Here is a 20,462-nt window from a genome sequence, read left to right as displayed (position 1 = left end):
CGGCGGGACCGGTGGAGGTGTGGGATCGGGGTGCGGCTGGGTCATGACAGGCCCCTCGGGTGATGGGCGCCGGCTGGCGGCGGTCCTGAGTCCAGGTTCTCCCACTGCGGCTTCCCCCGCCCGGCCCGGCCACTCATCCGGCCCCGCGACGCCGCCGGGGAATCAGCCCCGGGCGGCCGGCACGGAGTGCGGAGCGCGCGCGGTGTCGCTGCCGGGCACCGGCTGCGAGGCGTCGGAACCGAGCTCCACGATCTTGTTCTCGGCGTCGACGTGCACGACCTTCGGCACCATCGCCCGCGCCTCGGCGTCGTCGACCTGCGCGTAACTGATCAGAATGACCAGGTCACCGGGGTGCACAAGGTGCGCGGCGGCGCCGTTGATCCCGATGACACCGGATCCGCGCTCACCCTCGATGACATACGTCTCCAGCCGGGAGCCGTTGTCGATGTCGACGATGTGCACCAGCTCACCGGGCAGCAGATCGGCGGCTTCCATCAGCTCGGCGTCGACGGTGACCGATCCGACGTAGTGCAGGTCGGCCTGGGTCACGGTGGCGCGATGGATCTTGGACTTGAACATGGTGCGCAGCATGTTGAACTCCTAGGAGACGGCTCCCTGCCTGCTTTGTGCAGGTCAAGGGCGTTCTCGACTGTACACCGGCACGAGCCGAACGATGTTTGAGAGGAACATCGCTCCGGTCGGGCTGGACGGCTTCCCACCTGGGCTTTCGCGCCGCACCGGCGCCTGCTGGGACAACCGCCCCGGGAGGCGCGGGGACTCATGCTGACCGGCTGCTGACTTACCTGATGAACCATCAGGCATGCGGGGGCCCCGCGGCAGCGTGGCACTCGTGAGCGAGACGGGGCCAAGGCATCGACGCCGATCCGACCGAGCCGAGGTCCAGGTAACGCGCCCCTGCGCACGTGCGTGCGCCGCTCCTCCCTTCCGTACGGTCCAGCCCGATGGCGAACCGCCCGCGCACACCGTGAGCTCGGCATCGGTTTCGCGCTCACGCTCGCCAAGCACATGCTGGGCAGCCGCTTCCCCGACCACACGGTGACGATCGTCCCCGCCGACACGGTGTTGCGTGCGGGCTGGGCCCTCACGAGCAGGGACAAGGGCGAGAAGGTGAAGTACCGCTACCGCCCTCAGTACTTCGTCGAGGTCTGGCAGCCGGAAGAGCCGTCCCTCGTCACCCCCCTCTCCGGCAAGGGCAATCACAGCGACTTCGCCACCTCCGCCGAGCAGCTGGCCTCCGCCTCGGCCCACGCCGAAGCGGTCCACATCGGACCGTGGAACGAGACTCCCGGCTTGTTGTTCAGCACACAGCTCCCGACGGACGGCGGCACGATGACCGTCCACGCCCTCCAGGCACCCGGCAGCGGCGGCTGGCTGTTCCCGGCGGAGGTCCGTGAGCCGAACCTGAACGCCCCACCGTTCCAGGCGAACGTGACGCCGGACATCCACCCGCCGACCGAGGGCCTGGTGGCACCGGAGCCCGTACGGGGTTGCCACGTGCAGGCGAAGGACTACGCCTGGTTCCAGGAGTCCCTGGCCCACACGACGGCAGCAGGCCTCATGGCCTTTACCGGCTCCGGCCACGCTACCGCCCGCCACCTGACCGACCGGCAGGGCCGCAAACGCTTCACCGGCCTCGAACACGCGGCCAGTACGAGCGTCCAGGACGTCGCCCACACCCTCCTCGGCAACGAGTACGTCGGCACCGACCACGTCTTCCGTCTCAACGGCCCCCGCGTCGAGGCGTTCTCCGGCGTGGACGAGGAGCTCTTCCGGCTTCTCGCCAGGGGCGACGTCAAGGAGTACCGCGCCCTCGTCCACGCGAGCCGCCACGTCCACCCCCGCCTCACCTTCGACAAGGACTGGGGCGGCCCCGTCTCCGTCCACGCCGACGGCTCGGTCCTCGCCCTGCGGCTGCTGCCGGGACAGGGCGAGGAGCCTCGTCCGGGCTCCACCCGCTGACACCGGAAGGTCACCAGGGTCGGCTCTTCTGAGAGCTGGCCCCGGCGGCTGGGTGATCTACGCGCAGGCTCAGAGCGATGCCTCGGCTCCGAGGGTTCCGGCGCTGATGGCTCCCCGCAGGACGTTGGCGATCTCCTCGGGCTTGAGGTCGATGCCGTCAAGGCCCTCCAGGGTCAACGGGATTGCCCAACAGAATCTCGCCGACGTCGAGTCCAGGCTTCTGTCCGTAGATGCTCCTGACTGGCTTCACCTGGGCCAGCCGGATCGGGAAGCTACGTCCCTGGCCCCGCGCCCGTCGTTCATCAAGCTGGATTGAGCAGACGCCGGGCCCGACGCGCTGGATGGACACGCCGAGTAATCCACTCGTTGGTGTCGTGGAGTCCGTCCTAGAGCCGGGCGATCGAGGACCACGTGGCCCATGGGGCTGGGGGCGAGCAGGCGGGTGCCGTCGCCAATGCGGGCGGTGGTAACCAGGAAGCGGGCGGCGTGCTACAGGGCCTGGATGCGCTCCTGGCTGACCGGCTGTCCGCCGGTCCACCTGCGCACCTGGCGTGAGTACAGCCAGGCCGCGCTCCTTACCGTAGATGCAGGCGGGCTCGCAGCGTCCCGGCTCCTCTCCACGGTTCGGCGGAACCCGGGGCTCTGACTCCCGCGTACGGCCGCTGCCCGGGGTGTGCCATACCGCAGCCCGGTTTCACCGTGAGTCCACTGCGGGGTATCGCTCGGCTGCCCTGCACCTCCGCCGTGCAGGGCAGCCACCCGCCGTGGACGGCTCCGGGTTGGGACCTACTGGCTGCACCGCATGCTCTCGCTGCAACGGCGGTAGAGGGGGTCGTACGCGCTGACCGCCTTTCAGGCGTTCTCGTCATGGATCCGCGCGCCCAGATCCTCCGCCCACTCCAGGGCCCACGCCTTGAGTTCTTCGATCTGCCGGGAGGCGAGCCCGTACGCGGTGTAGTCCTCGTCCTCGTACCAGTCCGCGCCGATCAGCCGGTCCCGGAGGTCTTCGAGGCTGAACTCGTCGTGGGCGCGACGGCGGCCCAGGGATTCGAGGTCGGCGGTGGAGCGGTGGCGGGAGGCAGCCTGGACGTCGATGAGGTCGCGGACGGTGCCGCGGTCGGCGAGGGCACGGACCTTGGTGCCGATCACGTCGTCGAGGGAAAGAACGGGGCCGTAGGGGGTCTGGGCGGGCGGAGCCCAGAACGCCTCCTTGAGGACGTCGACCTCACACTCCTCGCCGGTGTCCGGATCGGTGACGAGAAACCGGCCGCTGAGCGGATCGGTCTGGACGTGCGTGGTCCGCCATCCGCGCCCGCTGAGGCCGGCTGTGAGTGAGGCGACGATCTCCTGCATCGGAGCGGGGTTCTCGGTGGCGACGTCGAGGTCACGACTGAAGCGTTCGACCAGGCCGTGGGCCTGCACGGCGTATCCGCCGGTGAGGACCAGAGGGTAGGGGGAGCCGAGGTCGAGGATGTCGGCGAGGAGACGCTCGTGGAGCGGAGTGAGCTTCACGCGGCGGTCGTGTCGGCCGGAGCGGTGCGGAGCAGCTCGGGGAAGGCGTCCTCCCAGACCTCGCGGATGTAGGGACTGATCAAGCGCCGCAGCACGGGCCACTGCTCGGCGAGCAGCCGGTAGTGCAGGAGGGTCACGAGGTCCTCGCGCAGTCCTTCGGCGAGGACAGTCCGGTAGAGCGTCATGCGGGACTTCGGACGGTCCAGGCTGTAGCTCGTCCGCCCGGACCAGACGATGTGGAGCGGCAGGTCCACGACGCCCTCGATGGGGCCGGTCAGCTCCTGCAAGCGCTCGGGCAGACGGCTGCGATAGCGGTCCCGCAGCACCTCGGCGCGGGGCGCGGTGGTCGTCGTGTCCATGCGTCCAGTATCACTGCTGGGAGGCGGCGGCATGGCGGATACGGGGGTCCCCTGTCGCACGTACGTCGGGCGGGCGCCCGCCCTTCCCTCGGACATCTCACCCAGTGGGCGCCTAGCGCATCATCGCCTACCCGTGCAGGGCCCCAGGTGGCGCGGCAACCGGCTGCCCGGCAGACCCGGGGCCAGCCCCGCTCGCGGGCGCGGGTGATCATGACGCAGCAGGTTACGCGGTCGTGCAGCTGACCAGGGCAGTCGCTCACGGCTCGGCGAGAAACGCCTTCCGGGACGCGGAACCCGGGCACTCGACGACGTGCTCGTCGGACGCCGGCCCTTCGACGAAGCCATGCGGGCCTGCCAGGAGACCCGCTCAGCCAGGCCGCGAGGGTGACCGCGGGATTGAAGTGGGCGCCGGAGACCGGGCCGAACCCCGCGATCAGCACCTAGCCCGCCTTCAGCACGGCGGCGAGGCGTTCCAGGGCGGCGGGCAGGCCCCAGTAGTAGACCTAGGTGCCGCGGCGTTCGCGGTCGACGAGGCCGGCCTGGCGCAGCAGCTGAGATGGTGGGAGGTCGTCGGCTGGGACAGCTCGAAGGCCGGGGTCAGCTCGCACACGCAGACCTCACCCCCGTCCCGGGAGGCGATCATCGACAGCAGCCGCAGCCGGACCGGGTCACCCAGGGCCTTGAACACCTTCGCCAGGTCGGCGGCCTGGTTCTTGTCCAGCGGCGAGCCGGCCGCAGCAGCCTTCAGCGTCCTGCCCGAGGATTTCGAGCTCCTGTTTCGACATTCCTCTATGTTGACATCCTTCGATTCAAGGCGCAGCGTTACATCGAAGGACATCGAAGCAGCCTGTTCCTGTCCTCGCCGCCGGGCAGGGCCATTCACCCGATGGGAGTCATCGTCATGAGCGAGCAGCCCACCGACCTGCGCGAAACCGTCCGCCGCCGCTACGCCGCTGCAGCCATCCAGGTCACCGAGGGCGCCACCGCCTGCTGCGGACCGGAGCCCGACGAGATCGACGAGAACTTCGGCTCCACCCTCTACGCCGCCGACGAGCGCGAGACCCTGCCCGCCGAGGCCGTCGCCGCCTCACTGGGCTGTGGCAACCCCATCGCCGTCGCGAACCTGAACGAAGGCGAGCGGGTCCTGGACCTCGGGTCCGGCGGCGGCATCGACGTCCTCCTCTCCGCCCGCCGCGTCGGCCCCACCGGCAAGGCGTACGGCCTGGACATGACCGAGGAAATGCTCTCCTTGGCCCTGGCCAACGCCGCCAGGGCGGGCGTCACGAACGTCGAGTTCCTCAAGGGCACCATCGAGGCCATCCCGCTGCCGGCGAACACCATCGACGTCGTGATCTCGAACTGCGTGATCAACCTGTCCACCGACAAGCCGGCCGTCTTCGCCGAGACCTTCCGCGTTCTCAAGCCCGGCGGCCGGATCGGCGTCTCCGACGTCGTCGCCGACGACACCCTCACCCCCGACCTGCGCGCCGAGCGCGGAGACTACGTCGGCTGCATCGCCGGCGCCCTCTCCTTCACCGAGTACAGCCACGGGCTCGAGGCCGCCGGGTTCACCGACATCGAGATCACGGCGACGCACGCCGTGGCCGACGGCATGCACTCGGCCATCGTCCGGGCCGTGAAGCCGGCCGGCGTGGCCACCGCGCCCTCCTCCGGCACCTGCTGCGGGGTCAACGCCTGCTGCACCCCCGCGGAGGAAGCCACCGCGACGGACAACACCGCCAGCCAGGCCAAGGCAGCAGCAGGGTGCCCCTGCGCGAGCTGAATACCACTGCGCGGACGCCGCGGTCAGTACCGGATCAGCCCGGTCCTGGCCCTGATCGCCGCCTGTGTCCGGATCTGACAGAACATGGTCATTGCGGCCCTGGTGACCGGGCGACATGATCGGGACATGCTCCAACCGCACAGGGTCGTCATCGCCGCCTTCCCCGGCGTCGAACTGCTCAACGTCACCGGCCCGGCCGAGGTGTTCTCGGTCGCCACCCGGGTCGCCGGAACCGGCCGGCCTGGGTACACCGTCCGCATCGCGACCGCCGGGGGTGAGCCGGTGGTCACCGCGAGCGGGATCCGGCTCATGGCCGACCTGACGCTGGACGAGGTGCACGGGAAGGTGGACACCCTCCTCGTGTCGGGTGCGGTCCGGGTGGACGACCACGGGGTGGAGCCGGTGCTCGACGGTGGGATCATCGACTGGCTACGGCAAGCGGCACCCGGTAGCCACCGGATGGCCTCCGTCTGCGCGGGCGCGCACCTGCTGGCCGCGGCGGGCCTCCTGGACGGGCTTTCCGCCACCACTCACTGGCGCACGGCCGCCCGGCTGGCCGCCGACCACCCGCATGTCACCGTCGACCCGGGATCACGGCACGCACCATGCCAACCCCCGGACACACCGCCGGATCGATCTCCGTCCTCACCGACCAGGGCGACCTCGTCGCCGGCGACCTGATCGCCAACTCCTTCTTCGGCCTCGTACCCGGCCGACCGGCCAACCCGCCCTTCCATGACGACCCGCGCCTCAACCTCGCCAGCCTGCGGAAGATGCTCGCCCTGAACCCCACCAGCCTCCACGTCGGACACGGCACCCCCCTCGACCCCGACCGCGTGCGACGCTGGGCCTCCCGGGAACACGAGCGACTGTCCCGGCTCGAAGCAGCCGGCCGAATCCGCGCCCGTACGGCAGACGAAACAGCCTGACCGTCAGGCACAGCCCGAGGGCGCCGCGGCACTGGGGGGCGTCCGGGTTGCTCCGGGGCCCCGCCGGATGCCCGCTTCGGCATCGACCTGAACCGCTCAGCAGAGCCGCATGAAAGCCAACCGCTCCGCCTCGACCCGTGAGCGGCTGACGCATTCGGCCACGTGGTCGTTGACCAGCCCCATGGCTTGCATGAACCTGAACCTCACGCCGACCGGACGCGTACCGCGGGCCGACGTTCCGCGCTACCGGCTGCGCACCAGCAGGTAGAGGAAGTACGGCGTACCGATCACGGCGGTCATGATGCCGGCGCCGAGCTGGGCGGGTGCGATGGCGGTGCGGCCCACCAGGTCCGCGGTGCAGACGAGGACGGCGCCGAGGAGGACTGCGACCGGCACCACACGGGCGTGTTGCCGGCCCACGAGGGCACGGGCCGCGTGGGGGGCGACGAGTCCGACGAAGCCGATGGTGCCGGCGGCGGCCACGGCGGTGGCGGCCAGCAGCACGCTGAGGACGAGGAAGCCGAGCCGACCGCGGCCGAGGTCCAGTCCGAGGAGCCTTGGGGTGTCCTCGTCGAGGGAGACGAGGTCGAGTTCGGTACGACGGGCGACCGCGACTGCCAGGCCGACGGCCAGGGCGACCGCGAGCGGGACCACGTCGGTCAGCGTCCGGCCGTAGGTGGAACCGGACAGCCAGGTGAGCGCCTTGGTCGCGTTGAACGGGTCGGTCAGGATGATGAGCAGGCTGACGAGTGCGGCGGCGCCGGAGTGGATCGCGAAGCCGACAAGGACGAGTCTGGTCTGCTGGAATCCGCCTCGTGCGGCGAGGCCGAAGAGGAGCAGGGAGGCGGCCGCGGCGCCCGCGAACGCGGCACCGGCCACGGCCCACCCGCCGGCCATGGGCACGGTCGTGACGAGGAGTACGGCGCCGAGCGCGGCGCCGCCGGAGACGCCCATGATGCCGGGTTCGGCGAGCGGGTTGCGGGTCACGGCCTGGACGAGGGTGCCGGCCAGGGCGAGTGCCCCGCCCGCGCAGAGCGCCGCGAGGACCCGGGGCACGCGGGTGTCGAGGACGAAGCCGACGGTCTGACCGGCGCGGCCCGTGGCCCAGTTGGCCACGTCACCAAGAAGCAGCTTGGCGTCGCCGAGCAGGACGGCGGCGATGACGACGCCGACGACGGCGGCGGCCAGGGCGGCCGTGACCGAGAGGAAGACCGTCCGGCTGCGGATGCTGAGCCGGTCGGCGGCGACTCCGGCCGTGTCCCGCAGCCGCGCCGCCATGACGATCACGAAGGCGGCTCCGACGAGGCTGGTGACGACGCCGGTCGGCACGGCGACCGCCGTTTCCGCCGGCACGAGTGTGCGCAGCAGCACGTCCGCACCGAGCACCAGCCCGGCGCCGACCAGACCTGCGACCGGGATGCCGACCCGCGACCGGGCGAAGCCACGGAACCTGCGGGCCAGGGGGCGGACGAGGGCCGGTGCGCACAGGCCGACGAAGCCGACCGGCCCGGCCAGGGTGACGGCGGCCGTGGAGAGCAGGGCCGCGAGCACGACGGCGGTCATGCGGGTGGCACGGACGGGAACGCCGAGGCCGCGGGCGGCGTCGTCGCCGAGTGCCAGGGCGTCGACCCGGCGGGCGAGCAGCAGCAGTCCGGCGAGCCCGACGACGCCGATGGGCGCCATCTGCACGACACCGTCGAAGCCGTTCTGGGAGATGCTGCCCTGGTTCCAGTGGTAGACGCCCTCGGCCTCCTGGGGAAAGAGCAGGACCAGCCCCTCCGTCATGGCGGTCAGGCCGAGGGTGAGGGCGCTGCCGGCGAGGACGAGGCGGACGGTGCCGGTCCCCAGGCCGGACAGGCCCAGCACGACAGCCGCGGCGGTGAGGCCGCCGGCGAAGGCGATGCCGGAGGAGGCGAGCAGCGGGAGCGAAAGGCCCGTGGCGGCGGTCAGTCCGAGCGCGAAGTAGGAACCGGCGTTGACGGCGAGGGTGTCGGGCGCGGCCAGCACGTTGCGGCTGACCGCCTGCAGGGCGGCGCCGGCCATGCCGAGCACGATCCCGACGAGCAGCCCGGCGGCCATCCTCGGCAGGCGCGAGGCGATGACGACGGAGGCGTCGGCGGGGTCGGCCCGTCCGGTGAGCGCCTTCCACACCTCGGCCGCGCCGACGGATGAGGTGCCCTGGGTGAGGTCGACGAGCGCGAGGCCCGTGACGAGGAGGAGCAGTGCGGCCGTCACCGCGGCCGCGCCCGTGCGGGACGGGGTGGCCGACGGACGGGTGGCGGGAGTGGTTGCGGTGACGGCCATGGTCCTACTACTTCGTCAGGGCGATGATCGAGTCGATGTACTTGTTCATCGACTCGGGACCGCCGAACATCCAGATGCCGTCGGGCAGACGGTGGACGTTGCCCTTCTTCACGAACGGCAGCGAGGTCCACACCTTGTCCTTGGCGAGGGCGCCGGTGAAGGGGGTGCTGTTCTTGTCGCCGTCATTGCCGATGTAGGCGAAGTGCACGTCGGCGCTGAGCTTGGTCAGGCCCTCGACGTCGGTGGTACCGAGGCCGTACGCCGGGTCACCCTTGACGGTCCAGTCGTTCTTCAGACCGAGCTTCTCGTTGACGGCGCCGATGAGCGAACCGCTGGTGAAGGGGCGGATCGAGACCTGGTTGGAGACCACGTAGCCGTCGGCGAACGCGACCTTGGCCCCGCCCAGACCGCCGCCGGCGAGGGCCTTCTTGCCCTCCTCGACCTTCGCCTCGAACGTCTTCTTGAGCTCGGAGGCCTTCTCCGTGGTGCCGGTGGCCTGGGCGAGCAGGTCGAGGTTCTTCGTCATCTGCCCGATCGGGTCGGCAGCGTTGGCGGACTTGACCTCCACCACCGGGGCGACCTTGCGCAGCTGCTTGACGGCAGTCGGCGGGAGGTCGGTGCTGGCGACGATGAGGTCCGGCTTCAGGGCGGCGATGGTGTCCATGCTCGGCTCGCCGCGGGTGCCGATGTCCTTCGGCGCGTTCTTCAGCGGGACGGCGGAGTCCCAGGTCTTGTAGCCCTTGACGTCGGCGACGCCGACCGGGTCCACGCCCAGCGAGACCAGCAGCTCGACCTCGTGCCATTCGGTGCCGACGACCTTCTTGGCGGGGCCGTTCAGCACGACCTTCTGGCCGGAGGCGTCGGTGAGGGTGATCTTCTCGGCGGCCTTCTTCGCCTTGTCGTCGGCGGCGGGCTCGGTGGTGCCGCAGGCGGTCAGGGTGAGGGCCGCCGTGGTCAGGACCACGGCGGTGAGGAGGTGTCGTCTCATGAGAGGGTGCTGAGCCTTTCGCTTCGGGTGTGGTGGCGGCCGATGGCACGGGTGCGCAGCCGTCCGGTGAGGGGGTCGGGTTCGACGTCGATACGGATGCCGTACGTCTCGGTCAACCGCTCCCCCGTCAGGACGTCTTCGGGAAGGCCGTCGGCGACGATCCGTCCGGCGTGGAGCAGGACGATCCGGTCGCCGACCGCCGCGGCCTGGTCGAGGTCGTGGAGGACCGCGCCGACGGCGATGCCGTGGTCGTCCGCCAGGTCGCGCATGAGGTCGAGGAGTTCGACCTGGTAGCGCAGGTCGAGGTAGGTGGTCGGCTCGTCGAGGAGCAGCACGCCGGTCTCCTGGGCGAGGCAGCCGGCGAGCCACACCCGCTGGAGCTGCCCGCCGGACAGGTGCTCGACTCCCCGGTCGGCGAACTCCTGGACGCCGGTCAGCGCGAGGGCCCGGTCGACCGCGGTCCGGCCCTCCGGGTCGGCCTTGCCCCAGCGGCCCCGGTACGGGTAGCGGCCGAACTCGACGACGTCTCGCACCGTGAGTCCGCCCGGCGTGGGCCGCCCTTGGGTCAGCAGGGCCACGTGTCGCGAGAACTCACGCGGGCTCAGGGCGAGCCCGTCGGTGTCTTTGTCGATGACCAGCGCGGCGGTTCGGGGCCGCTGCAGCCGCGCTACCGTCCGCAGCAGCGTCGACTTCCCACTGCCGTTCGGCCCGACCAGAACGGTCACCTCCCCCGGCCGCAGCGTCAACGACGCCTCGTGGACGACGTCGACGCCGTCGTACGCGACGGTGACACCCGTGGCCGAAAGCTCATGCCCTCGAGGACGGGGGTCCGCGGAGATCTCTTCACCAACATGCACGTGACAGAGGTTAGCCTAACCTAATAACCCCTTGGGGGGTACGCCGGAACGCGCAAGGCGGTATCCCGCCAGATTCACGCCAGCTCGCAGGACCGGCGGTTCGCCAGCGGGCGGCACCATGAGGACTGAGCCTGAATTCGCCCGTCACGGGCTGATGTGACCGGGATTCGGGGGCTCTATGCCGCCTGAAGGCCGGTCACCGTCCGCACGTACCGCAGGCTGGGCTCCGCCAGGACGGCGTGCAGTTGCTGGAAGAGCCGGCGGGCCGCGACCGCGTTCCAGTCCTCGGGCAGGAGTTCCTCCGGCAGGCCCGGGTCCAGATAGGGGAGGCGCCGCCACTGCGTCAGCATGGGGACGTAGTGGCGGAACGCCTCCTGGGGGGCGATGTCGGACTCGGCCGTCAATTGGGTCGCCACCGGGGCATAGGTGTCGGTGAACGCGGCGTACTGCGCCTGGATCGCGGGGAAGTCCCACCAGGTGCCGACCGAGGCGCGCAGGTCGCTGAACGCCACGTACTGCGAGGCGAAGAGGTGCACGTACTCGCTCAGACCGAGGCGGTCGAGGGTGGTCCGGGCGTCGTCGAGGAGGCGGGCGGGGGCCAGCCATACCCCGGAGGTGATGTTGCCGAAGCCGAGCCAGGTCAGGCGGGTGCGGAGCTGGTAGCGGTGGGACCGTTCGGACTCCGGCACGGAAAAGACCGCCATAGCCCAGCCGTCGGCCAGGTCCGCCGGCTCCAGGCTGCCGAAGATCCGGCGGTCGCCCTCGTCGAACACGGGGTGGACGGCCGGGCTGAGGCGGTAGCCGTTGGCGCCGCGCCGCTCGGGTTCCAGGATGCCCCGCTTCTTCAGGCGGGAGATCGCCGAGCGCACCGCCGGTCCGTCCACGTCCAGTTCGTTCATCAGGACGATCAGGTCGGCGATGGAGATCCATCCCCCGAGCGGCCGGAGGAAGGCTCCGTAGACCGTGTTGATCAACGAGCTGGGCCTGAGGGGACTGTCCGCCATGATCGCCTTCCGTGGTGTGCGGGGGCGATCCTATCCAGCGTCCGGGAGGGGCGGGCCGGTGGGCGGTGGCTCGGGCGAGGGGTCATTCCGCGGTCGTCTCCGGCCGGGGCGGCGGCGTTTCGGCGTACGCGCCGGACAGGAGGTGCCCCGCTCCGGGCGCGACGGCCGGCAGGCCCAGGGTGCGCAGCATCTGGTGCGCGGTGCACACCGCCGCGGAGACGACGGGCTTGCCGAGGAGTTGTTCCGCCTCCTCGATGGCCTTGAGGGAGGGCATCTGGACGCATGCGGACAGGACGACGGCGTCCGCGTCGGTGTACTGGAGGGCGCGGGCGATCCCGGGGAGCCTGGCGGGGTCGTGTGCGGCGACGTCCAGGTTGTCGGGGATTTCGAGCGCCGTGTAGTCGAGTACCTCGATGCCCTCGTGGGTCAGGTAGTCGACCACCGTCCGGGTCAGCGGGCGCATGTACGGGGCCACGAGCGCGATCTTCTTGGCACCGAGGGTGTGCAGGCCGTGTACGAGGGCGCCGGCGCTGGTGACGACCGGGGCGGCGGCGCCGTTCTCGGCCGTGCGGGTGTGCAGGCGTTCCTCGGAGGTGCGGTGGTAGCCGAGTCCCATGCTCATGATGGCGACGAGGCAGGCGTAGCCGAGGACGTCGACGCGGGCGTCGGAGAGTTCGGTGGCGCAGCGGTCGGAGTCGGCGTCCATCGCCTTGAGTTGCTCGGGCGTGACATGGGTCATGCGCATGCGGCTGGAGTGGAAGGTGAAGCGTTCCGGTGCGACGCTCTCGCGGGCGCGCAGGATGGCCGGGATCTCGGTCTCCATCGTGACGTTGGAGCTCGGCACGATCTGGCCGATGCGGTAGGTGCGGTGGGTGGTCATGGCTGCTCCGGGGCTGGGTGTCGGCGGGTGTCGACGAGGCTGGGTGTCAGCGGGCGTCGATGACGGGGTTGGCGAGGGTGCCGATGTGCTCGACGGTGGCTTCGACCGTGTCGCCCGGGACGAGGAACTCCGGCGGCACCATGCCCGCGCCCACTCCGGAGGGCGAGCCGGTGGCGATGACGTCGCCCGGCTCCAGGGTCACGCCGGAGGAGATGTCCGCGATCAGGCGGGCTATGGGGAAGAGCATGTGGCGGGTGTTCGACTTCTGCTTGGTGACGCCGTTGACGCGCAGTTCGAGGTCGAGCGCCATGGGGTCGGCGATCTCGTCGGCGGTGACGACGGCGGGGCCGAAGGGCGCGTAGGAGTCCTGGCCCTTGGAGAAGAACCACTGGCCGGAGCGGCGCTGGTCGCGTGCGCTGATGTCGTTGACGATGCTGTAGCCGAAGACGTGGTCGTAGGCGTCCTCCTCGCTGACGCGGAAGGCGGTGCGGCCGATGACGACGGCGAGTTCGCACTCCCAGTCGAGCTGCCGGGTGAGGTCTGCGTTGTGCAGGATCGGCTGCCCGGGGCCGGTGACCGCGGTGGCGGGCTTGCTGAAAAGGACGGGGCGCGGAGGCAGGCCCTTGTCGGTGTCCAGGCTGCGGCTGGACTCCTCGACGTGCTCGACGTAGTTGAGGCCGACTCCGATGATCTTGCCGGGGCGTAGGGGGGCGTGCAGTACGACCCGTTCGACGGCGTGGACGGCGTCGGCGGGCCAGTCGGACGGGCCGCCGGCGAGCAGGCGCCGTGCGGTGTCGTGGACGCCGGCGTCCGCGCGGACGAACGAAAGCAGGTCCTGGGGCAGCGCGGTGTCGTGGTGGGCGGCCAGGGCGGCGAGGTCGACCACCTGGTCGCCGACCTGGGCGCCGAGACGGGCGGGGGCTTCATCACATGTGTAGGTCACGAGTCGCATGGCGGTTCCTTGCGTGGTGGGAGAGGTGGGGGCCGCCGCGCCGGCTCCGGTGTCAGGGCCGGCGGTTCCGGCGCGGCGGCGGCTCATGCGGCGGTCTGGTGCCCGCCGTTGTCGGGATACGCCTCTTCGCGGTGGAAGCCGAGGGAGCGCATCACGGGGAAGTCGTTGAAGGAGAAGAGGCAGGCGTCGTCGTTCCGGTCGAGGTTCGCGTGCTCGTGCCAGGCCCAGGACGGGACGCAGAAGATGTCGCCCTGCTGCCAGTCGTAGCGCTTGCCCGCGATGACCGAGTAGCCCCGGCCCTTGGCCACCGTGTAGATCACCGACCCGGTGTGGCGGTGGGCCAAGGTGCCCTGGCCGGGCCGCAGCAGCTGCATGTGGGCGCCCATGGTGGGCATCACGGAACCGCCGGTGACGGGGTTGGTGTACTCGGCGATGACGCCGTCGTACGGAGAGCCTTCCGTGGCCTTGGCGAGGTTCAGCAGCGACTCGTAGGTCGGCTCCCACGGGTAGGCGAGCAGCGGCGAGTAGGGGCGGGTCCACTTCTCCACTCCGTACGGCAGCAGGTTGGCGCCGTAGGTGAGGACCGAGGAGTTGATGACCTTCCCAGGCCGCTGGTACAGGTCGGGGTGGACCTCGTAGAAGCCGGCGTCCAGGGCGTTGACAAGGGGGATGTCCAGTCCGTCCTGCCAGATGACGGGGGCGTCGTCGGCTTCGTTGCCGTGTTCGTGCCAGGTGCCGTTGGGGGTGATGGCGAAGTCGCCGGGGCCGACCTTCAGCTTCTGGCCGTCGACGATCGTCCAGGCACCGGTGCCCTCGTGGACGAAGCGCAGGGCGGCGGCCTGGTGGCGGTGGGCGGTCATCGCCTCCCCCGGGCCCATGATCTGCAGGCCGGTGTAGAGGAGGCCGACGGCGGCGCTCACGTCCTTGCGGCCGGGGTTGACGAGCATGACGACGCGGCGTCCGGCGTCGTCGGCCCTGACCAGGTCGAGCGCCTTGCGGACCAGGGGGCGCAGGGCGTCGTAGCGCCACAGGACGGGGACGGACTTCGGGTGCGGGTACCAGGGCTCGATGTCGTTGGCGACCGTCCAGAGGGCGCCGGCCTCCAGATCGGCCAGTTCGCCGTAGAAGGCGGTGAGTTCGGGGGTGTCGGACACGCGGGCCCGGCCCAGCCTGTCGTCGTCGTACTCGGTGGTGGTCATGAGTCCTCCTTCGGGGTCCCGGCGAGAGGGATGTCGTCGGCCGGGAGCGTCGGGGCGGTGGCCTGGTGGGCGGGATCGGCCGTGAAGACGACCGGGCTGCGCGGGGTGTTGTCGACGTGCAGGCGGAAGACGTCGAAGCGGTTGTAGTGGCCGACGATGTCGTGCATCTGCTTGGGCTGGACGCACTTGGCCAGGTCGATCTCGCCGTACACGATGCCTTCGTCGTCGACGAGCGACTCGGTCACGGGGCGGCCGTCGGGCCCGAAGATCCCCGAGAGGGCGCTGCGGGGGCGGGCGAGCATGCGGCGTACGTCCTCGTCGTCGCCGGCGACGGTGTCCACGATCTCCGGGGAGATCGTGGAGCAGGCGACGACGGAGAAGAGCTTGCCCTCGAAGCTGTGGGCCGCCGTGCGGACGGCGATGGCGTCCGCCATGTCGTAGTCCTCCGGTGCCACCGGCAGCGCGATGTAGCTCGCCGCGTGCACCAACTCCCCCTGGGCGAGGAGGGTGAAGCGGGCGAGGGTGTTGGTGTTCTCGCCGCAGGCGAGCACACCGAGCGGGCCGACGGGCGTGGCGTGGACCTTGAGGGAGCTGCCGTCGCCACCGGTCCAGGTCAGCTTCTCCGCCCAGGTCGGGACGAGCTTGCGGTGCACTCCGAGAAGCCCGCCGTCCGGCCCGATGGTGAGCAGGGTGTTGTAGAGGACGCCGAGGCTGTGGGGGCTTCGTTCGTTGACGCCGATGACGAGGACGACGCCGTGGCGGCGGGCTGCCGCCCGTAGCGTGTCCACGTGCGGGCCGGGGATGTCGACGGACGCCCGCCACAGGCGCTCGAACCACGGGGAACCCTGGACGGGGTTCATGGTCCAGTTCCAGTACGGGTAACCCGGGACGAACACCTCGGGGAAGACGATCAGTTCGGCGCCGTGGGAGGCGGCCTCCGCCATGAGGGACACGGCCTTCTCGACCGTGGCGGCCGGATCCAGGAAGACCGGCGAGGACTGCACGGCCGCCGCCGTGAAGCGCGGCAGCCTCTCCATCTGTTCCACCATTCGTTCCTCCCTCTCAGCCCGCTGCCGTGACGTGCTCGGGAAGCCACCGCTGGTGTACGGGCGCGGGTTCGTCCCGGAGCAGCTGGAGGCGGGGTGGTATGCGGTCGGTGCGGGCGCCCGGCGGTCTGCCGCTGCCCGCCTTCCAGTACGCCGGCCAGGGCGCGGCCGGGCCGCTGTACCCCTGGGCGGCAGCGGCGTGGAGCGTCCACAGCGGGTCGTGGAGCTGGGCGCGGCCGACGGCGCACAGGTCTGCCCGGCCGGCCAGGATGAGGGAGTTGACGTCGTCGTAGGTGGAGATGGCGCCCACGGTGATGACGGGGACGCCGACGGTGTTGCGGATCAGATCGGCGTACGGCGTCTGGTAGCTGCGGCCGAAGCGCGGCCGCTCGTGTGCGACGACCTCTCCGGTGGATACGTCGACGGCGTCCGCGCCCGCGTCGGCCAGAGCCCGGCACAGCTCGACCACGTCGGCTTCGCCGATGCCGCCGTCGGCCCAGTCGGTGGCCGAGATCCGGACGATCAGGGCTTTGGAGGCGGGCCATACCGCGCGGACCTCACGCAGTACTTCCAGGGGGAAGCGCATCCGGTTCGCGAGGCCGCCACCGTGGTCGTCGGTCCGGGTGTTGGTCAGCGGTGACAGGAAACCCGACATCAAGTGCCCGTGGCCGTATTGGAGTTCCAGTACGTCGAAGCTGGCCCGGTCGGCGCGGCGGGCCGCGGCGACGAAGTCCCGGGCGATGCCGTCCATGTCCTCGCGTGTTGCCTCGCGGGGTGTCGCGCTCGCCGCGTCCCAGGGCAGGGCGGACGCGGCGACGAGCGGCCACCCGTCCTCGCCGAGGGGGTGGCACCGGCCTTCGGCCCGCGGTGTGCCGGTCGCGGCGCGCCGTCCGGCGTGGGTGAGCTGGATGCCGAGGCGGGTGTCGGACTGCCCGCGGACGAAGTCGGTGATCCGGCGCCAGGCCGCTTCCTGCTCGTCGGTGTACAGGCCCGGGCAGCCGGGCGTGGCGCGCCCGTCGGCGCTGACGGCCGTCATACCGGCGATGACGAGCCCCGACCCGCCCACGGCCTGCGTGCTGAGGTGGACGAGCTCGGCGTCCCCGGGCACACCGTCCCGCGCGGAGTGGAGCGCGGTGGGCGGTACGACGACACGGTTGCGCAGGCGGAGCCCGCCGAGCCGGAACGGCCGGAACATCGGGGGCGCCGCGTCGGCCCGGCCGCCGGTCGCCGTACGGTCCTGGTGCTGCGCGTGCCAGGTGTCCACCGCGCCGATGAACGCCTCGTCGCGGACGCGCAGGTTGTCGTAGGTGACCCGCCGGCTGCGCGTGAGCAGGTTGAACGCGAACTGGAGCGGTTCCTGCCCGGTGTAGCGGCCGACGTTCTCGAACCATTCGAGGCTGGCCTGGGCGGCCCGCTGCGTGGACTCGACGACCGGCTTGCGCTCGGCCTCGTACGCGGCGAGGGCGCGGGGCACGTCGGGGTGTTCGTGGAGGCAGGCGGCCAGGGCGAGGGCGTCCTCCATGGCGAGCTTGGTGCCCGAGCCGATGGAGAAGTGCGCCGTATGGGCGGCGTCCCCGAGCAGAACGATGTTCTCGTGGTGCCAGTTCGTGTTCCGCACGGTGGTGAAGCGGATCCACCGGGAGCCGTTGGGTATCAGCCGGTGGCCGTCGAGGTGTTCGGCGAGGATCTCCTCGCACAGCCGGATGCTGTCCTCGTCGTCCGCCCCGGGCGGGAGGTCGCGCGCCGCGAAGGCGTCGAATCCGGCCCGCCGCCAGGAGTCCTCGTCGATCTCGACGATGAAGGTGCTGCGCGTGTCGTCGAACGGGTACGCGTGGACCTGCATGGTGCCGAAGTCCCGTTCGGCGACGATGAAGGTGAAGGCCTCGAAGACCTTGTCGGTGGCGAGCCACATGTAGCGGCAGTGCCGTTCGTCCAGGTCCGGCCCGAAGGCGTCGGCGTACGCCCCGCGGGTCTGCGACCGTACTCCGTCGCTCGCCACCACGAGGTCGTGGTCCGCGGCGAGTTCGGCCGCGGACGGGGCGGGCGTGCGGTATCGCACGTCCACTCCCAGTGCCGCACACCGCTCCTGGAGGATCCGCAGCAGGCGCTTGCGGCCGAGAGCGGCGAAGCCGTGGCCGCCCGAGGTGAGCACCTGCCCCTGGTGACGGACGTCGATGTCGCTCCAGCGGGCGAACTCCGCGGACATGGCCGCGTAGACCTCCGGGTCGGCCTGGGCGATGCCGTCGAGCGTCTCGTCGGAGAAGACCACTCCGAAGCCGAAGGTGTCGTCGGCCGCGTTCCGTTCCCAGACGGTGATCTCCCAGTGCGGAGAGAGCTGCTTGGTCAGGGCCGCGAAGTACAGCCCGCCGGGCCCTCCGCCGATGACTGCTACGCGCACGGCGTCCTCCTGGTGGTTCGAGGCACCACATATAGTGCAGTTCCTGCGATCGTCAAGAAAGTTATACACATCGAGCTTGACCTGCCTGAACGGCGTCTCAGCCGAAGGTTTCGGGGGCCTGTCGGCCCGCCTTGGTGAAGAGTTCTCGCACGTCGTCCGGCCATGGCGTGGAGCCCGAGGCGCGTGAGGAGGAGTGCGCGATCGACATCCGGCCGGTGGCCGCCGTCTCGTCGCCCTGGGTGCGGACGGTGAAGGCGTAGTGCAGTGAGGTGGCGCCGACCTTGGTGACGCGCAGTTCGACGCGTACGAGGTCGCCGAACCACAGTCGTGCCCGGTAGTCGGCCTCGAAGTGCACGCGTGGCGTGCTGCCGAAGAGATGGGCGAGGCCCAGGCGGCGCAGCAGGGCGGCCTCGGCCGCCTCCACCCAGCGCACGACGGTGGAGTGGTGGTAGTGGCCGGCGGCATCGGTGTCGGGCCATTCGACGCGGCGCTCGATGACGATGCCGGCCGGGTTCGCCGGTCCGGCTTCGGCGGCCCCCTCGGCACAGCTGCCGATCGGCGGGGCCGCGTGGTGGGTGTGGGGAGTGTCCATGAGGAGCCTTCTCTCAGCTGCCGGGTACGTGCGCGGCACGCCGGCGCAGTACGTTGCGCCGCAGCTTTCCGTTGCTGGTGCGCGGCAGGTCGGTCACGAACTCGACCGCGCGCGGGTACTTGTAGGGCGCGATGGTCCGCTTGACGTGATCCTGGAGCTCCTTGACGGTGCCTTCGCCGGCGACGACGCCGTCGACCAGGACCACGTACGCCTTGACGACCATGCCGCGCCGCTCGTCGGGGACACCGACGACGCCGCAGTCCGCCACGTGGGGGTGGTCGAGAAGCGCCTTCTCGACCTCCGGACCGGCGATGTTGTAGCCGGAGGAGACGATCATGTCGTCGCTGCGCGCCACGTACCAGAAGTAGCCGTCCGCGTCCCGGCGGTAGGTGTCGCCGGTGATGTTCCAGCCGTTCCTGACGTATGTCGTCTGGCGCGGGTCGTCGAGGTAGCGGCAGCCCGTCGGGCCGGTGACGGCGAGCAGTCCGGGCTCCCCGTCGGCGACCGGCGCACCGGCGTCGTCGACGATCGTGGCGCGGTAGCCGGGGACGGGCTTCCCCGTCGCCCCGGGCCGGATGTCGTCGTCGGCGGCGGAGATGAACACGTGCAGCATCTCGGTGGCGCCGATGCCGTCGATGATGCGCAGCCCGGTCGCCGCGTGGAAGTCCTCCCACACCTGGGCGGGCAGGGCCTCACCGGCGGAGACGCATCTGCGCAGGCCGGTCAGGCGGTCCGCGGCGCCGGCGGCCATGATCGCCCGGTATGCGGTGGGGGCGGTGAACAGGACCGTGACGCCGTGCTCGGCGACGAGGTCGGCCAGTTGCCGTGGCGAGGCCTGCTCGACGAGGAGCGTCGCCGCCCCGGCGTGGAGCGGGAAGACGACCAGGCCGCCGAGTCCGAAAGTGAAGGCCAGCGGCGGCGTGCCGGTGAAGACGTCGTCGGGGCGGGGCTTGAGGATGTGCCGGGAGAACGTGTCGGCGTTGGCGAGCACGTCCCGGTGGAAGTGCATCGTCGCCTTGGGCTTGCCGGTCGTGCCGGAGGTGAAGGCGATGAGGGCCACGTCGTCGGCTGCGGTCGGGACGTTGTCGAACGTGCCGTCCTTGGCCGTGCACCGGCGTATCAGGTCCGCCTCGCCGTCACCGCCGTAGGTGAGCACGGTCAGCCCGGGCGTGTCGGCGGCTTCGAGCTCGTCGGCGCACCCGTGGTCGCACAGGGCGATCAGCGGCCGGCTGATCCCGTGGAGTTGCGCGAGTTCCGCGGCCCGCAGCATCGGCATGGTGGTGACCGCGACACCGCCCGCCTTCAGCACGCCGAACCAGGCGGCGACGAGCCAGGGGTTGTTGGGACCGCGCAGCAGGACGCGGTTCCCGGGGACGAGCTCGAGGTCCTCGGTCAGGACCCGGGCCACCTGGTTGGCGCGGCGCAGCAGGTCGCCGTACGTCCAGCGGTCGCTCGGGGTGAGGAGACAGGGCCGGTCGGGACCCCACCGCACGACGGCGTCGTCCAGCAGCCTGGCGGCGCAGTTGAGGCGATCCGGATACATCAACTCCGGCAGGTCGAAGTGGAGTTGGGGCCAGAGCGAGGAGGGGGGAAGCCGGTCGCGGCAGAAGGGATCCACATGGGCGGACGGGGAGAGCTCCATGGGGCGCACACCTCGGTTTCGGGGGCAGCGGAGGGAG

Annotated in this window: 17 protein-coding genes and 3 pseudogenes; 4 read left to right on the top strand and 16 right to left on the bottom strand. The window is 71.0% G+C overall.

The window, feature by feature from the left end:
- Positions 1-162: 162 nt before the first annotated feature.
- Positions 163-591 (bottom strand): aspartate 1-decarboxylase, encoded by a 429-nt coding sequence (gene panD, locus IEZ01_RS00945; RefSeq protein WP_189199317.1) that lies wholly within the window; start codon positions 589-591, stop codon positions 163-165.
- A 435-nt stretch (positions 592-1,026) separates the two neighbouring features.
- On the opposite strand from panD, the gene IEZ01_RS00940 reads away from it, so the two are divergent.
- A complete protein-coding gene (locus IEZ01_RS00940; protein ID WP_189199315.1) occupies positions 1,027-1,980 on the top strand; it encodes a hypothetical protein in 954 nt (317 codons plus the stop codon).
- Positions 1,981-2,832: 852 nt separating this feature from the next.
- Here the strand turns inward: IEZ01_RS00940 and IEZ01_RS00930 are convergent.
- From IEZ01_RS00930 to IEZ01_RS00915, 4 genes and pseudogenes are all read right to left on the bottom strand, one after another.
- Positions 2,833-3,492 carry a nucleotidyl transferase AbiEii/AbiGii toxin family protein gene (locus IEZ01_RS00930; protein ID WP_019890820.1) on the bottom strand — a complete coding sequence of 220 codons (660 nt, stop codon included), beginning with the start codon at positions 3,490-3,492 and terminating at the stop codon, positions 2,833-2,835.
- Positions 3,489-3,851: a hypothetical protein gene (locus tag IEZ01_RS00925; RefSeq protein ID WP_019890819.1), complete on the bottom strand. Its 363-nt coding sequence runs from the start codon at positions 3,849-3,851 to the stop codon at positions 3,489-3,491. Before IEZ01_RS00925 ends, IEZ01_RS00930 begins: the two co-directional genes overlap by 4 nt.
- A gap of 362 nt (positions 3,852-4,213) precedes the next feature.
- A pseudogene (locus IEZ01_RS34575) lies at positions 4,214-4,291 on the bottom strand (aquaporin); the annotation flags it as partial.
- 66 nt (positions 4,292-4,357) lie between these two features.
- Positions 4,358-4,636: pseudogene (locus tag IEZ01_RS00915) on the bottom strand (ArsR/SmtB family transcription factor); the annotation flags it as partial.
- A 116-nt stretch (positions 4,637-4,752) separates the two neighbouring features.
- On the opposite strand from IEZ01_RS00915, the gene arsM reads away from it, so the two are divergent.
- The 3 genes and pseudogenes from arsM to IEZ01_RS00900 all read left to right on the top strand — a co-directional run bounded on the left by arsM (position 4,753) and on the right by IEZ01_RS00900 (position 6,563).
- A complete protein-coding gene (arsM, locus tag IEZ01_RS00910; protein WP_189199314.1) occupies positions 4,753-5,634 on the top strand; it encodes an arsenite methyltransferase in 882 nt (293 codons plus the stop codon).
- A gap of 126 nt (positions 5,635-5,760) precedes the next feature.
- Positions 5,761-6,222: pseudogene (locus IEZ01_RS00905) on the top strand (DJ-1/PfpI family protein); the annotation flags it as partial.
- 17 nt (positions 6,223-6,239) lie between these two features.
- On the top strand, positions 6,240-6,563 hold the full coding sequence (locus IEZ01_RS00900; RefSeq protein WP_229832562.1) for an MBL fold metallo-hydrolase: 324 nt from the start codon (positions 6,240-6,242) through the stop codon (positions 6,561-6,563).
- 243 nt (positions 6,564-6,806) lie between these two features.
- Here the strand turns inward: IEZ01_RS00900 and IEZ01_RS00895 are convergent, their stop codons facing one another.
- From IEZ01_RS00895 to IEZ01_RS00845, 11 genes are all read right to left on the bottom strand, one after another.
- Positions 6,807-8,867, bottom strand: coding sequence for an iron ABC transporter permease (locus IEZ01_RS00895; protein ID WP_019890812.1), 2,061 nt, complete (start codon positions 8,865-8,867; stop codon positions 6,807-6,809).
- A gap of 7 nt (positions 8,868-8,874) precedes the next feature.
- The gene (locus IEZ01_RS00890) at positions 8,875-9,855 is read right to left on the bottom strand and encodes an iron-siderophore ABC transporter substrate-binding protein (RefSeq protein ID WP_189199312.1); all 981 of its coding nucleotides are present in this window, start codon (positions 9,853-9,855) and stop codon (positions 8,875-8,877) included.
- The gene (locus IEZ01_RS00885) at positions 9,852-10,712 is read right to left on the bottom strand and encodes an ABC transporter ATP-binding protein (protein ID WP_189199310.1); all 861 of its coding nucleotides are present in this window, start codon (positions 10,710-10,712) and stop codon (positions 9,852-9,854) included. The genes IEZ01_RS00890 and IEZ01_RS00885 overlap by 4 nt, the downstream gene beginning before the upstream one ends.
- 176 nt (positions 10,713-10,888) lie before the next feature.
- On the bottom strand, positions 10,889-11,716 hold the full coding sequence (locus IEZ01_RS00880; protein WP_189199308.1) for a PaaX family transcriptional regulator: 828 nt from the start codon (positions 11,714-11,716) through the stop codon (positions 10,889-10,891).
- An 82-nt stretch (positions 11,717-11,798) separates the two neighbouring features.
- Complete coding sequence (locus IEZ01_RS00875; RefSeq protein WP_308427120.1) at positions 11,799-12,596, bottom strand: maleate cis-trans isomerase family protein; 798 nt, start codon at positions 12,594-12,596, stop codon at positions 11,799-11,801.
- Positions 12,597-12,642: 46 nt separating this feature from the next.
- Positions 12,643-13,548, bottom strand: coding sequence for a fumarylacetoacetate hydrolase family protein (locus tag IEZ01_RS00870; RefSeq protein ID WP_189199307.1), 906 nt, complete (start codon positions 13,546-13,548; stop codon positions 12,643-12,645).
- A gap of 83 nt (positions 13,549-13,631) precedes the next feature.
- Entirely contained in the window at positions 13,632-14,747 is a 1,116-nt protein-coding gene (locus IEZ01_RS00865) for a cupin domain-containing protein (protein ID WP_189199305.1), read from the bottom strand.
- On the bottom strand, positions 14,744-15,796 hold the full coding sequence (locus IEZ01_RS00860) for a carbon-nitrogen hydrolase family protein (protein ID WP_229832559.1): 1,053 nt from the start codon (positions 15,794-15,796) through the stop codon (positions 14,744-14,746). The genes IEZ01_RS00865 and IEZ01_RS00860 overlap by 4 nt, the downstream gene beginning before the upstream one ends.
- Positions 15,797-15,809: 13 nt before the next feature.
- Positions 15,810-18,191: a bifunctional salicylyl-CoA 5-hydroxylase/oxidoreductase gene (locus IEZ01_RS00855; protein ID WP_189199302.1), complete on the bottom strand. Its 2,382-nt coding sequence runs from the start codon at positions 18,189-18,191 to the stop codon at positions 15,810-15,812.
- A 97-nt stretch (positions 18,192-18,288) separates the two neighbouring features.
- Positions 18,289-18,783 (bottom strand): acyl-CoA thioesterase, encoded by a 495-nt coding sequence (locus IEZ01_RS00850; RefSeq protein ID WP_189199300.1) that lies wholly within the window; start codon positions 18,781-18,783, stop codon positions 18,289-18,291.
- A 13-nt stretch (positions 18,784-18,796) separates the two neighbouring features.
- Positions 18,797-20,425: an AMP-binding protein gene (locus tag IEZ01_RS00845; protein ID WP_189199298.1), complete on the bottom strand. Its 1,629-nt coding sequence runs from the start codon at positions 20,423-20,425 to the stop codon at positions 18,797-18,799.
- Positions 20,426-20,462 lie beyond the last annotated feature (37 nt).

Source organism: Streptomyces purpureus (assembly GCF_014648195.1).
In the GTDB taxonomy this organism is placed as follows: domain Bacteria; phylum Actinomycetota; class Actinomycetes; order Streptomycetales; family Streptomycetaceae; genus Streptomyces; species Streptomyces purpureus.
Note: the sequence above shows the minus strand (reverse complement) of the source record. Positions and strands in the feature narration are given on the sequence as shown.

Excerpts from the sequence above, each read along its gene's own strand:
- IEZ01_RS00925 (WP_019890819.1), bottom strand. The coding sequence starts at position 3,851 with ATGGACACGACGACCACCGCGCCCCGCGCCGAGGTGCTGCGGGACCGC.
- IEZ01_RS00900 (WP_229832562.1), top strand. The coding sequence starts at position 6,240 with ATGCCAACCCCCGGACACACCGCCGGATCGATCTCCGTCCTCACCGAC.
- IEZ01_RS00880 (WP_189199308.1), bottom strand. The coding sequence starts at position 11,716 with ATGGCGGACAGTCCCCTCAGGCCCAGCTCGTTGATCAACACGGTCTAC.
- panD (WP_189199317.1), bottom strand. The coding sequence starts at position 591 with ATGCTGCGCACCATGTTCAAGTCCAAGATCCATCGCGCCACCGTGACC.
- IEZ01_RS00860 (WP_229832559.1), bottom strand. The coding sequence starts at position 15,796 with ATGGTGGAACAGATGGAGAGGCTGCCGCGCTTCACGGCGGCGGCCGTG.
- IEZ01_RS00870 (WP_189199307.1), bottom strand. The coding sequence starts at position 13,548 with ATGCGACTCGTGACCTACACATGTGATGAAGCCCCCGCCCGTCTCGGC.
- IEZ01_RS00850 (WP_189199300.1), bottom strand. The coding sequence starts at position 18,783 with ATGGACACTCCCCACACCCACCACGCGGCCCCGCCGATCGGCAGCTGT.
- IEZ01_RS00940 (WP_189199315.1), top strand. The coding sequence starts at position 1,027 with ATGCTGGGCAGCCGCTTCCCCGACCACACGGTGACGATCGTCCCCGCC.
- IEZ01_RS00865 (WP_189199305.1), bottom strand. The coding sequence starts at position 14,747 with ATGACCACCACCGAGTACGACGACGACAGGCTGGGCCGGGCCCGCGTG.
- IEZ01_RS00875 (WP_308427120.1), bottom strand. The coding sequence starts at position 12,596 with ATGACCACCCACCGCACCTACCGCATCGGCCAGATCGTGCCGAGCTCC.
- arsM (WP_189199314.1), top strand. The coding sequence starts at position 4,753 with ATGAGCGAGCAGCCCACCGACCTGCGCGAAACCGTCCGCCGCCGCTAC.
- IEZ01_RS00845 (WP_189199298.1), bottom strand. The coding sequence starts at position 20,425 with ATGGAGCTCTCCCCGTCCGCCCATGTGGATCCCTTCTGCCGCGACCGG.
- IEZ01_RS00895 (WP_019890812.1), bottom strand. The coding sequence starts at position 8,867 with ATGGCCGTCACCGCAACCACTCCCGCCACCCGTCCGTCGGCCACCCCG.
- IEZ01_RS00890 (WP_189199312.1), bottom strand. The coding sequence starts at position 9,855 with ATGAGACGACACCTCCTCACCGCCGTGGTCCTGACCACGGCGGCCCTC.